We start from the raw sequence: 12682 nt of genomic DNA, 5'->3' as shown, positions 1-12682 counted from the left end.
TTATGGGGAAGAACGGTTTGCTTTTCAGATTGCAAAGGCGCTTGTTGCTCGCCGGGCAGAGTCCGACCGTCTCGGGCCTCTCGACAGCACGGGCGAGCTTGCCCAAATCGTGGCTAACGTCGTCAAAACCCGTGAGAAGGGTAAGGACCCGGCAACCCGCACCTTTCAGGCTATACGGATTCACGTCAATCAAGAGCTTGCGGAGCTGCAGGTCGTTCTAGAGGCAGCACTGTCGGTGCTGGAACAGGGGGGGCGGCTGGTGGTCATCAGCTTTCATTCGCTCGAAGACCGGATCGTGAAGCGATTCATGCAGGCGCACGCGAGCGCGCCGGCGATCGATCGCCGCCTGCCGATTCGCGCCGTCGACCTGCCGAGCCCGCCGCTCAAGCTGCTTGGCCGCGTGTTTGCGAGCGACGAGGAAGTCGCCGCGAACCCGCGCGCCCGCTCGGCCGTGATGCGCATCGCGGAGCGCGTCACGCCATGAATCGCCTGAACATCTTCCTGCTGATCATCGTGATGGGGTGTGCGCTCTCGGTCGTGAACGCCACCAATCAGCAGCGCCAGATCTTCATCCAGTTGCAGCGCGCGCAGTCGGAGGAGCACCAGCTCCAGCAGGACTACGCACAGCTCCAATATCAGCAGAGCGCGCTGTCGAGGACGTCGCGCATCGAACAGATCGCCACCGATTCGCTCAAGATGCAGCCCGTCACGACCGGACGCACGCAATATCTGACGCTCGCACCGGGTGCCGCGACCGCGGTCGACGCGCCCGTGCCGACCTCGGCTCCGCCGCAGGGCGCCGCCCCCACGCCTGCCCGCCGCGGAGGCACGCGATGAAAAAGGACAATCGCCGCAAGAGCGTCGCCTTTACCGCGAACCCCATTCTCTCCGTGCGCCTGCCGATGTGGCGCTCGAAGCTCGTCGTGTTCCTGCTTTTCATGGCGTTCGTCGCGCTTGCCGCGCGCGCGTTCTGGATTCAGGGGCCCGGCAACGCGTTCTATCAGAAGCAGGGCGAAAGCCGCTACCAGCGCACCGTCGAGCTGCCGGCCACGCGCGGCAAGATTCTCGACCGCAACGGGCTCGTGCTCGCCACGAGCCTGCCCGTGCGCGCGATCTGGGCGATTCCGGAAGCCGTGCCCGACGATCTCGGCGCCGACAAGCTGAACCAGCTCGGCCAGTTGCTCGACATGAGCACGAAGGAGCTGCGCACGAAGCTCTCCCAAGACAAGACGTTCGTATACGTGAAGCGCCAGGTGCCGCTCGACGTCGCGCAGCAGGTGGCCGCGCTCGACATTCCGGGCATTTACCAGCGCAACGAATACAAGCGCTTTTATCCCGAGGGTGAGGTCACCGCGCACCTGATCGGCTTCACCAACGTCGAGGACGAAGGCCAGGAAGGCGTCGAACTGTCCGACCAGAAGGTGCTCGCGGGCGTGCCGGGCATTCGCCACGTGATCAAGGACCGCATGGGCCACATCGTCGAAGACGTCGACGAAACGGTGGTGCCGCACGATGGCAAGGACGTCGAACTGTCGATCGACAGCAAGATCCAGTACATCGCCTATTCGAACCTGAAAGCGGCCGTCGAAAAGTTCAAGGCGAAGGCCGGCGCGGCGATGGTGGTGGACGTGCGCACGGGCGAGGTGCTCGCGCTCGTCAACTATCCGACCTACAACCCGAACGACCGCACCCACCTCACGGGCGAGCAGTTGCGCAACCGCATTCTCACCGACGTGTTCGAGCCGGGCTCGATCATGAAGCCGTTTACGATCTCGCTCGCGCTCGATCTGCATCGCGTCTCGCCGAGTACACTGGTGGATACGGGCCCGGGCCACTTCACGCTCGACGGCGCCACGATCACCGACGACGCGGCGTTCGGCGTCCTCACGGTGGGCGGCGTGATCCAGAAGTCGAGCAACATCGGCGCGACGAAGATCGCGATGACGCTCAGGCCCGAAGAAATGTGGGACATGTACACCAGCATCGGTCTCGGACAGGCGCCGAAGGTCGGGTTCCCCGGCGCGGCGGCAGGCCGTCTGCGTCCGTGGAAAAGCTGGCGCCGCATCGAGCAGGCGACGATGTCCTACGGCTACGGCCTCTCCGTCTCGCTGTTCCAGCTCGCGCGCGCGTACACCGCCATCGCGCACGACGGCCAGATCCTGCCGGTCACGATCTTCCGCCACCCAGGCGACACACAACCGGTGCAGGGCACCCAGGTTTTCGCGCCGACCACGGCGCGTGAAGTACGCACGATGCTGGAGAGCGTGGTGTCGAAGGACGGCACTTCGCCGGATGCGGCCGTACCCGGCTACCGCGTGGGCGGCAAGTCCGGCACGGCCTACAAGCACGGTCCGCACGGCTACGATCGCTCGAAGTACCGCGCTTCGTTCGTCGGCATGGCGCCGATGCCGAATCCGCGCATCGTCGTCGCCGTATCGGTCGACGAACCGACGGCCGGCAGCCACTTCGGTGGCGCGGTGTCGGGTCCGGTGTTCTCGGGCATCGTCGGCGACACGCTGCGCACGCTCAACGTGCCGCCCGACATGCCGGTGAAGCAGCTTGTCGTCGAAGACAACAGCGCTTCGGCGCCTGCCGCGGCAAGCGCTCCGGCTGCGCCCGTGAAGCGCGTAGCGAATACGCCGGCAGTGAAGACCGCCGTCGCCGCGCATCACATGACCGTCGCGGACAACGCGAAGAACCGACCCGGAGTCGTCCGATGAGCGCCACGCGCAACCAGCATCCCGCGCACCGGCGGATCGCGGACGCGCTCGCATGGCTGCGCGCGCGCGTCGCGCCCGAAGCCGCCCTGCACGCCGACACGCGCTCGCTCAAGCCGGGCGACGTGTTTCTTGCCTATGCCGTCGAAGGCGCGGACAACCGCCCACACATCGCCAACGCGATCGAGCGAGGCGCCGCCGCGGTTCTCTATCAGCCGGAAGGTTATGCCGGCCAGCTCGACGCGGCGATTTCGCTCGCCGTGCCGCAGCTCGACGTACTTGCGGGCGAGATCGCGAGCAGCTGGTACGGTGACCCGAGCGACACGATGCTCGTGGTCGGCGTGACGGGCACGAACGGCAAGACGTCCTGCAGCCAGTGGGTCGCAGCGGCGCTCTCCGGCGTGGGTCAGAAGTGCGCGATCGTCGGCACGCTCGGCACCGGTTTTCCGGGCCAGCTCGTGCATACGGGTTTCACCACGCCCGATGCGCCGCAACTGCAACGCAGCCTCGCGCAACTGCGCCACGAAGGCGCGCAGGCGATCGCGATGGAAGTGTCCTCGCACGCGCTGCATCAGGGGCGCGTGAACGGCACGTCGTTCGACATCGCCATCTTCACGAATCTCACGCAGGACCATCTCGACTATCACCGCACATTCGAGGCCTACGAGGCGGCGAAAGCGCGCCTCTTCGCCTGGCCGGGACTGCGCGCGGCGGTGATCAATGCCGACGACGCAGCGGGCCGCCGCCTGATCGCCGCCACGCGCGGCAAGGCGCGCACGATTGCGTACGGCGTCGAGACGCCCGCCGCCGACGCGCCAGCGGCCGACGCCTGGCTGCGCGCGAACGACGTTCGCGCGACGGCCACGGGCACGGCTTTCCATCTGGAAACGTCGGACTGGGGCGAGGCGCACGTCGAGGTGCAAACGCTCGGCCTTTTCAACGTGAGCAATCTGCTAGGCGTGCTCGGGGCGCTCGTCGCGGCGAACGTGCCGCTCGTCGCGGCGCTCAACGAGCTCGCAAAGCTGCAGCCGGTGAACGGTCGCATGGAGCGTCTTGGCGGCCGCGCCGATCACGACGAGCCGCTCGTCGTGATCGACTATGCGCATACGCCGGACGCGCTCGAAAAGACGCTCGAAGCGCTGCGCCCGATCGCAGCGGCTCGTGGTGGCCAGCTCGTCTGCATGTTCGGCTGCGGCGGCGATCGCGACGCGACCAAGCGCCCGCTGATGGGCGCGATCGCGGAGCGGCTCGCCGACGAGGTCGTCGTGACGAGCGACAACCCGCGCAGCGAATCGCCCGCCGCGATCATCGAGCAGATCGCGCAAGGCATGCGTGACGCCGCGAAGGCGCGCCGAATAGAGGACCGCGCGAGCGCGATCCTGCAGGCGGTGCGCGGCGCGGCGCGCGAAGACGTCGTCGTCCTCGCCGGCAAGGGCCACGAGGCGACCCAGGAAATCATGGGCAAGAAACGCGCTTTTTCTGATCAGGATCATGCGCGGCTTGCTCTCGCAGCCCGTGCCACGCACGGGCGCGGAGGCGGTGAATGACAATGCTTTCCCTGCGCGAAGCAGCGACGCTGATTCCGGGCGCAAGCGTACTCGGCGACGAGAACGCGACGTTCGAGCGCATTTCGACCGATAGCCGCACGGCGGGCCCCGGCGATCTCTTCGTCGCGCTCAAGGGCGACCGTTTCGACGCGCATGACTTTCTCGGCGAGGTCGCGAACCGTCACGTGAGCGCGGCCCTCGTTTCGCGCAGTCCAGGCGACTGGCGCGTGCCGGCGCTGCGCGTGGACGACACGCGCAGCGCGCTCGGCGCGCTCGCGCTCGGCTGGCGCCGCCGTTTCACGTTGCCGCTCGTCGCCGTGACGGGCAGTAACGGCAAGACGACGGTGAAGGAAATGATCGCGTCGATCTTCGCGGCGGCGGTTGGCGAAATTGCACGGCTCGCGACGACGGGCAACCTCAATAACGACATCGGCCTGCCGTTAACGTTGCTGCGCCTGAGCGACGCTCATCGGCTGGCGGTGGTCGAACTCGGCATGAATCACCCGGGCGAGACCGATCTGCTCGCGAAGATCGCCGAGCCTACGGTCGCGGTGGTGAACAACGCGCAGCGCGAGCATCAGGAGTTCATGGCGACGGTGGAAGCCGTCGCGCTCGAGCACGCGAGCGTGATCCATGCGCTCAAGCCGACGGGCGTCGCGGTGTTCCCCGCCGACGATGCCTACGCCGGCATCTGGCGCGTGGCGGCGACCGGCTCGCGCATCCTCGACTTCGCGCTGCATACCGAAACGCGCGCGGTCGAGGCGGCGGTCAGCGGCAAGCTCGTTGTCGGAACGGGCGGCAACCGTCTCGCGATCGCGACGCCCCAAGGGCATCTCGAAGTCGAGTTGCAGGCGCTTGGCGCGCACAACGCGCACAACGCGCTCGCGGCCACGGCGGCGGCGCTCGCGGCGGGCGTGTCGCTCGAAGCGATCGGCCGCGGGCTGGAGGCGTTCGAGCCGGTGAAGGGCCGCCTGCAGGTCAAGCGCGCGGCGCTCGGTGACCTGGCGGGCGCGACCGTCATCGACGACACGTACAACGCGAATCCCGATTCGGTGCGCGCGGCGATCGACGTGCTCGCTTCGCACGTGTCGCCGCGTGTGCTCGTGCTGGGCGACATGGGCGAAGTCGGCGACGAAGGTCCCGCGTTTCACCGCGAGGTGGGCGCCTACGCGAAGGAGCGCGGCATCGACGCGCTCTACACGCTAGGCCACGCCGCGCGTGACAGCGCGGCGGCCTTCGGCACGCAGGCGCTGCACGCCGCGGACGTGGCCGAGCTCGTGCGCGCGCTTGCCGGTGCCGGTTTCGGTGCAGGCGCAACGATTCTCGTGAAAGGCTCGCGCTTCATGCAGATGGAGCGCGTGGTGGCCGCCTTGATGAGCCCGAAAGCGAATCCGCAAACCCCTGCGCCGGACGCTGCGTCCGGTGCGAACTGAAATACTAAGGAATACAAGGCATGCTACTGGCGCTGGCGCAATGGCTGCAGAATGACGCAAGCTTCTTGCGCGTGTTCAGTTATCTGACGTTTCGTGCGGTGATGGCCACCATCACCGCGATGGCGATCGGGCTCTTCTGCGGCCCGTGGGTCATTCGCAAGCTCACCGCGATGAAGGTGGGCCAGGCCGTGCGCACGGACGGCCCGCAAACTCACCTCGTGAAGTCGGGCACGCCCACCATGGGCGGCGTGCTGATCCTCATGGGCATCGCGATTTCCACGCTGCTGTGGGGCGATCTCACGAACCGCTTCATCTGGATCGTGATGCTCGTGACATTCGGCTATGGCCTGATCGGCTGGGTCGACGATTTTCGCAAGGTGGTCTATAAGGACCCGCGCGGCATGTCCTCGCGCGAGAAATACTTCTGGCAGTCGGTGATCGGTCTCTTCGCGGCCGTGTATCTCGCGTTCAGCGTGTCCGAGGCGAGCAACGTGCGCGTGTTCGACCTCTTCATGGCGTGGGTGAGGAGCGGCCTTTCGATGGGCCTGCCCGCGCGCGCCGACCTGCTGCTGCCGTTCCTCAAGTCGATCAGCTATCCGCTTGGCGTGTGGGGCTTCATCGCGCTCACGTACTTCGTGATCGTCGGCGCGAGCAACGCCGTCAATCTCACCGATGGTCTCGACGGCCTCGTCATCATGCCCGTCGTGCTCGTGGGCGCGTCGCTCGGTGTGTTCGCCTATGTGATGGGCAGCTCGGTCTACTCGAAGTATCTGCTCTTTCCGCACATTCCCGGCGCGGGCGAACTGCTGATCTTCTGCTCGGCCATGGGCGGGGCAGGGCTCGCGTTCCTCTGGTTCAACACGCACCCGGCGCAGGTTTTCATGGGCGACGTGGGCGCGCTCGCGCTTGGCGGCGCGCTCGGCACCATCGCCGTGATCGTGCGCCAGGAGATCGTGCTCTTCATCATGGGCGGCATCTTCGTCGCGGAGACGTTCTCCGTGATGCTCCAGGTCACATGGTTCAAGTACACGAAAAAGCGCTATGGCGAAGGGCGGCGCATCTTCAAGATGGCGCCGCTGCATCACCATTTCGAGCTTTCCGGCTGGAAAGAGACGCAGGTTGTCGTGCGTTTCTGGATCATCACGCTGATGCTGTGTCTGTTCGGTCTCTCGACCCTCAAGCTGCGTTGAGTTTTTAAGCCCGGTTTTCAAGCGCATTTTCAAGGTAAGAAAGGGAAGCAAGCGATGTTTGGCGAGAAGTTTCGGGATCGGCAAAAGCCGATGGTGCTCGTGCTGGGACTCGGGGAATCGGGTCTCGCGATGGCGCGTTGGTGCGCGCGGCATGGTTGCCGCCTGCGCGTAGCCGACACGCGCGAAGTGCCGCCCGGGTTGGCCAACCTCGTTCCCGAACTCGCCGCGCGCGGCATGGAAGCCGATTTCGTGGGCGGTCCGTTCTCGACCGCGCTGCTAGACGGCGTGGAACTCGTCGCGATCAGCCCGGGCCTCTCGCCGTTCGCCGAAGATCTCGTGCCGCTGATCGCAGCGGCGCGCGAGCGCGGCGTCGAAGTGTGGGGCGAGCTGGAACTCTTCGCGCAGGCGCTGCGCCACCTCGGCGAGAGCGGCTACGCGCCGAAGGTGCTCGCCATCACCGGCACGAACGGCAAGACCACCACCACCAGCCTCACGGGCATGCTCTGCGAGCGCGCGGGCAAGCGCGTGGCCGTGGCCGGCAATATCAGCCCGGCCATGCTCGACAAGCTCGCCGAGGCTATCGACAACACGGCGTTGCCCGACATCTGGGTGCTCGAACTGTCGAGCTTCCAGCTGGAGACTGCGCACACGTTTGCGCCCGATGCCGCGGCGGTCCTCAACATCACGCAGGACCATCTCGACTGGCACGGCGGCCTCGACGCCTATGCGGCCGCGAAGGGCCGCATCTTCGGACCGCACACGACGCGCGTGCTCAACCGCGACGACGCGCGCGTGATGTCGCTCGCGAGCGTGAAGGCGAGCGGCGACGCGAAGATCGTGACGTTCGGCCTTAACGAGCCTCAAAAAGACGGCGACTTTGGCCTCTTGCGCGAGAACGGCATGCAATGGCTCGTGCAGGCGCACGACCGCGACGCGATCGACGAGCCGCTCTCGCCGCGCCGTCGCAAGCAGCAGGAAGCCGCACCGGTGAATCTCGCGATGAAGCGCCTCATGCCCGCCGACGCGCTGCGCATTCGCGGCTTGCACAACGCGGCGAACGCGCTCGCGGCGTTCGCGCTCGCGCGTGCGATCGACCTGCCTGCCGCGCCGCTCCTGCACGGCCTGCGCGAGTATCGCGGCGAGCCGCATCGCGTGGAGCTGATCGCATCGATCGACGGCATCGACTATGTGGACGACAGCAAGGGCACGAACGTGGGCGCGACGGTCGCGGCGCTCGACGGCCTCGCGCAGCGCGCGGTGCTGATCGCGGGCGGCGATGGCAAGGGCCAGGACTTCGAGCCGCTCGTGGCGCCCGTCGCGCGCTGGTGCCGCGCCGTGATGCTGATCGGGCGCGACGCGCCGAAGATTCGCGCCGCGCTCGAAGAAACGGGCATCGCGCTCACCGACCAGCCGACGCTCGAAGCCGCCACGCGCGCGGCCACGGCGCTCGCACAACCGGGCGACGTGGTGCTGCTTTCGCCCGCGTGCGCGAGCCTCGACATGTTCCGCAACTACGCCCACCGCGCGGCGGTGTTCCGCGACACGGTGGAAGAAATCGCCGCAGAACGGGGGACGATGATATGAGTTGGTCCGAACGATTCGGCGCGCGTTTGTCGCGTGAAGACAGCCCGGCCGGCGGCGCGTCGGGCGGCGGTGCGCGATCGGGCGGTCTCGCGAGCGTCGTGAGCGGCGTGCGGCCCGGGCGCTCGCGCATGCTCGACTACGACCACTCGCTGCTGTGGGCCGTGATCGCGTTGCTTGGCCTCGGCGTGGTGATGGTCTACTCCGCCTCCATCGCCATGCCCGATTCGCCCAAGTACGCGTCGTATCGCGACTGGGCGTTCCTCGTGCGCCACATCGTCTCGCTCGTGATCGCCACGCTCGCGGCGATCGTCGCCTTCCGCATTCCGGTTTCGACGTGGGACCGCTATGCGCCGAAGCTCTTCCTCATCGCGCTCGCCATGCTCGTGGTCGTGCTGATTCCGCACATCGGCAAGGGCGTGAACGGCGCGCGGCGCTGGATTCCGCTCGGCATCACGAACATGCAGCCGTCGGAAATCATGAAGCTGGCCGTGACGATCTACGCGGCGAACTACACGGTGCGCAAGCAGGAATACATGCACAGTTTCGCGAAGGGCTTCCTGCCGATGGCGTTCGCCGTGGGCGTGGTCGGCGCGCTGCTGCTGCTCGAGCCCGACATGGGCGCGTTCATGGTGATCGCCGCGATCGCGATGGGCGTGCTGTTCCTCGGCGGCGTGAACGGCAAGCTGTTCGGCGGCCTCGTGGCCACGGCCGTGGGCACCTTCACGATCCTCGTGTGGGCTTCGCCATGGCGTCGCGAGCGGATCTTCGCGTATCTCGATCCGTGGGACGACCGCTATGCGCAAGGCAAGGCGTATCAGCTCACGCACTCGCTCATCGCGTTCGGCCGTGGCGAGTGGTTCGGCGTGGGCCTCGGCGGCAGCGTCGAGAAGCTCAACTATCTGCCCGAAGCGCACACCGACTTCATTCTGGCCGTGATCGGCGAGGAACTGGGTTTTGTCGGCGTGCTGATCGTGATCCTGCTTTTCTACTGGATCGTGCGCCGCTCGTTCGAGATTGGCCGCCAGGCGCTCGCGCTCGACCGTACGTTCGCGGGCCTCGTCGCCAAGGGCCTCGGCGTGTGGTTCGGCGCGCAGGCCTTCATCAACATGGGCGTGAACCTGGGCCTGCTGCCCACCAAGGGTCTCACGCTGCCGCTCGTGAGCTACGGCGGCTCGGGCATTCTGCTGAACTGCATCGCGGTGGCGCTGCTGCTGCGCGTGGACTACGAGAACCGGGTGCTGATGCGCGGGGGGAAGGTATGACGCCTGCCAACGCAACGCGCACGCTCATGGTGATGGCCGGCGGCACCGGGGGGCACGTGTTCCCGGGTCTCGCCGTCGCGCATCGCATGGAGCAGTGGGGCTGGCGCGTGGTGTGGCTCGGCAACCCCGCAGGCATGGAAGCGACGCTCGTACCGAAGCACGGCATCGCAATGGAATACGTGCGCTTTGGCGGCGTGCGCGGCAAGGGCATCAAGACCAAGCTGATGCTGCCGCTGAACCTGCTGCGCGCGTGCACGCAGAGCCTCGCAGCGCTGCGCCGCGTGAAGCCCGACGTCGTGCTCGGCATGGGCGGCTACATCACGTTCCCGGCGGGCGTGATGAGCGCGCTCTCGGGCCGTCCGCTCGTGCTGCACGAGCAGAACTCGATCGCGGGCCTCGCGAACAAGGTGCTCGCGAAGCTCGCGAAGCGCGTGCTCGTGGCGTTTCCCGGCGCACTGCCGCACGCCGAATGGACCGGCAACCCGATCCGCGAAGCGCTCGAGCACGTCGATGCGCCGGCGGCGCGTTACGCCGCGCGCAGCGGTCCGCTGCGCGTGCTCGTGGTGGGCGGCAGTCTCGGCGCGGCGGCGCTCAATGAAGTCGTGCCGCGCGCGCTGTCGCTGCTCGCGCCCGAAGAGCGTCCGCACATCGTGCATCAGGCGGGTGCGAAGCACATCGACGCCTTGCGCCAGAACTATATCGACGCCGGACTCGAACCTGGTGACACGGTGCAGCTCGTGCCGTTCATCGACGACATGGCGAGCGCCTATCAGAACGCGGATCTCGTGATCTGCCGCTCGGGCGCGATGACGGTGGCCGAAATCGCGGCCGTGGGCGTGGCGGCGTGCTTCGTGCCGTTCCCCTACGCCGTGGACGACCACCAGACCACGAATGCTGCGTTCCTTGCCGACAAGGAAGCGGCGCTCGTGGTGCAGCAACGCGACCTGACGGCGGAAGGACTCGCCGATTGGTTGCGGCATCAGACCAGAACATCGCTGGCGGAAATGGCAGAGCGCGCCCGCGCGCTCGCGAAACCCGACGCCGCCGATCAGGTCGCACGCATCTGCGCGACCGTGGCGGGCGCAAGTCCGGGAGGAAAGCAATGAAACACATCGTCAAACACATCCATTTCGTCGGCATCGGCGGTGCGGGCATGAGCGGCATCGCCGAAGTGCTCGTGAACCTCGGCTATCAAGTTAGCGGCTCGGACCTCGCGAAGAACGCGGTCACCGATCGACTCGCCGCGCTCGGCGCGCGCATCTCGATCGGCCACGACGCACAGAACATCGAAGGCGCGAACGCCGTGGTCGTCTCGACCGCCGTGCGCAGCGACAACCCCGAAGTGCTCGCGGCGCGCCATCGCCGTATCCCCATCGTGCCGCGCGCCGTGATGCTCGCGGAGCTGATGCGCCTGAAGCAGGGCATCGCGATTGCGGGCACGCACGGCAAGACCACCACGACGTCGCTCGTTGCGAGCGTGCTGGCGGCGGGCGGGCTCGACCCGACCTTCGTGATCGGCGGGCGCCTCATCAGCGCGGGCGCGAACGCGCGCCTTGGCACGGGCGACTTCATCGTGGCGGAAGCCGACGAGTCGGACGCCTCGTTCCTGAATCTCTTTCCGGTGATCGAAGTCATCACGAACATCGACGCCGATCACATGGACACCTACGGGCACGACTTCGCGCGCCTGAAGCAGGCGTTCATCGAATTCACGCACCGTCTGCCGTTCTATGGCATCGCCGTGCTGTGCGTGGACGACCCGAACGTGAAGGAGATCCTGCCGTTCGTCTCGAAGCCGATCATCCGCTACGGTTTCGCGCCGGACGCGCAGGTGCGCGCGGTGAACGTGATTGCTCGCGAGGGCAAGATGTACTTCACGGTGATGCGCGAAGACGCACCGTCGCTCGACATCGTGCTGAACCTGCCGGGCACGCACAACGTGCAGAACGCGCTGGCAGCGATCGCGATCGCTTCCGAGCTCGAGGTGAAGGACGCGGACATCCAGCGCGCGCTCGCGGAATTCAACGGCGTGGGCCGGCGCTTCCAGCGCTATGGAGAAATTCCCGTCAACGGTGGCGGCACGTGGACGTTGATCGACGACTACGGCCACCACCCGGTGGAGATGGCCGCGACGATCGCAGCAGCCCGTGGCGCGTTTCCCGAGCGCCGTCTCGTGCTCGCATTCCAGCCGCACCGCTATACGCGCACGCGCGACTGCTTCGAAGACTTCGTGCGCGTGCTTTCGACCGTCGATGCGCTCGTGCTGACCGATGTCTATGCGGCCGGAGAAGCACCGATCGTCGCCGCGGACGGCCGCGCACTCGCGCGCGCGATTCGCGTGGCGGGCAAGGTCGAGCCGGTGTTCGTCGAGACCGTGGATGAAGTGCCGGAGGCGCTCGCCGCAGTGGTGCGCGACGGCGATGTGGTGATTACGATGGGCGCGGGTTCGATCGGCGGCGTGCCGGGTCGGATCGCAGCCCAGGAACAGAAGGCGTGAGTGACATGAGCAGTATCGATCCAAAGAAGTTCGGCAAGGTGGCAGTGCTGTTCGGCGGCGTGTCCGCCGAGCGCGAGGTGTCGCTCAAGTCGGGCACGCTGGTGCTTCAGGCGCTCAAAAGCGCGGGCATCGACGCGCATCCGTTCGACCCGTCCGAGCGGCCGCTTTCGGCGCTCAAGGACGAGGGCTTCGTGCGCGCATTCAACGCGCTGCATGGCGGCTACGGCGAAAACGGCCAGATCCAGGGCGCGCTCGACTTCTACGGCATCCGCTATACCGGCACGGGCGTGCTCGGCTCGGCGCTCGGGCTCGACAAGTTCCGCAGCAAGCTCGTGTGGCAGCAGCTCGGCATTCCCACGCCGCCGTTCGAAACCGTGCTGCGCGGCGACGACTATGCGGCGCGCGCGCCGCAGATCGTCGCGAAGCTCGGCCTGCCGCTCTTCGTGAAGCCC

Annotated in this window: 10 protein-coding genes and 1 pseudogene; all 11 read left to right on the top strand. The window is 67.0% G+C overall.

Annotation, left to right across the window (positions count from 1 at the left end):
• Nucleotides 1-484, top strand: a 484-nt coding sequence (mraW, locus tag VMJ11_RS27750) for a 16S rRNA (cytosine(1402)-N(4))-methyltransferase (RefSeq protein WP_325623773.1), incomplete at its 5' end; no start/stop codon positions are given.
• Nucleotides 481-837 carry a cell division protein FtsL gene (gene ftsL, locus VMJ11_RS27745; RefSeq protein WP_325623771.1) on the top strand — a complete coding sequence of 119 codons (357 nt, stop codon included), beginning with the start codon at nucleotides 481-483 and terminating at the stop codon, nucleotides 835-837. The genes mraW and ftsL, both read left to right, overlap by 4 nt.
• Nucleotides 834-2720: a penicillin-binding protein 2 gene (locus tag VMJ11_RS27740; RefSeq protein WP_325623769.1), complete on the top strand. Its 1887-nt coding sequence runs from the start codon at nucleotides 834-836 to the stop codon at nucleotides 2718-2720. The genes ftsL and VMJ11_RS27740 overlap by 4 nt, the downstream gene beginning before the upstream one ends.
• Nucleotides 2717-4264, top strand: a complete 1548-nt coding sequence (locus tag VMJ11_RS27735) for a UDP-N-acetylmuramoyl-L-alanyl-D-glutamate--2,6-diaminopimelate ligase (protein WP_325623767.1) — start codon at nucleotides 2717-2719, stop codon at nucleotides 4262-4264. The genes VMJ11_RS27740 and VMJ11_RS27735 overlap by 4 nt, the downstream gene beginning before the upstream one ends.
• A complete protein-coding gene (locus VMJ11_RS27730) occupies nucleotides 4261-5697 on the top strand; it encodes a UDP-N-acetylmuramoyl-tripeptide--D-alanyl-D-alanine ligase (RefSeq protein WP_325623765.1) in 1437 nt (478 codons plus the stop codon). The genes VMJ11_RS27735 and VMJ11_RS27730 overlap by 4 nt, the downstream gene beginning before the upstream one ends.
• 20 nt (nucleotides 5698-5717) lie before the next feature.
• Complete coding sequence (gene mraY / locus VMJ11_RS27725; protein ID WP_325623763.1) at nucleotides 5718-6887, top strand: phospho-N-acetylmuramoyl-pentapeptide-transferase; 1170 nt, start codon at nucleotides 5718-5720, stop codon at nucleotides 6885-6887.
• A 54-nt stretch (nucleotides 6888-6941) separates the two neighbouring features.
• Nucleotides 6942-8471: a UDP-N-acetylmuramoyl-L-alanine--D-glutamate ligase gene (gene murD / locus VMJ11_RS27720; RefSeq protein ID WP_325623761.1), complete on the top strand. Its 1530-nt coding sequence runs from the start codon at nucleotides 6942-6944 to the stop codon at nucleotides 8469-8471.
• Nucleotides 8468-9733: a putative lipid II flippase FtsW gene (gene ftsW, locus VMJ11_RS27715; RefSeq protein WP_325623759.1), complete on the top strand. Its 1266-nt coding sequence runs from the start codon at nucleotides 8468-8470 to the stop codon at nucleotides 9731-9733. Before murD ends, ftsW begins: the two co-directional genes overlap by 4 nt.
• Complete coding sequence (murG, locus tag VMJ11_RS27710; RefSeq protein WP_325623757.1) at nucleotides 9730-10839, top strand: undecaprenyldiphospho-muramoylpentapeptide beta-N-acetylglucosaminyltransferase; 1110 nt, start codon at nucleotides 9730-9732, stop codon at nucleotides 10837-10839. The genes ftsW and murG overlap by 4 nt, the downstream gene beginning before the upstream one ends.
• Entirely contained in the window at nucleotides 10836-12230 is a 1395-nt protein-coding gene (gene murC / locus VMJ11_RS27705) for a UDP-N-acetylmuramate--L-alanine ligase (protein WP_325623756.1), read from the top strand. The genes murG and murC overlap by 4 nt, the downstream gene beginning before the upstream one ends.
• A 5-nt stretch (nucleotides 12231-12235) precedes the next feature.
• Nucleotides 12236-12682: pseudogene (locus VMJ11_RS27700) on the top strand (D-alanine--D-alanine ligase); the annotation flags it as partial.

The sequence above is a fragment of the Paraburkholderia sp. genome (assembly GCF_035501035.1).
Taxonomy (GTDB): domain Bacteria; phylum Pseudomonadota; class Gammaproteobacteria; order Burkholderiales; family Burkholderiaceae; genus Paraburkholderia.
This window is presented reverse-complemented; position numbering and strand designations above follow the sequence as displayed.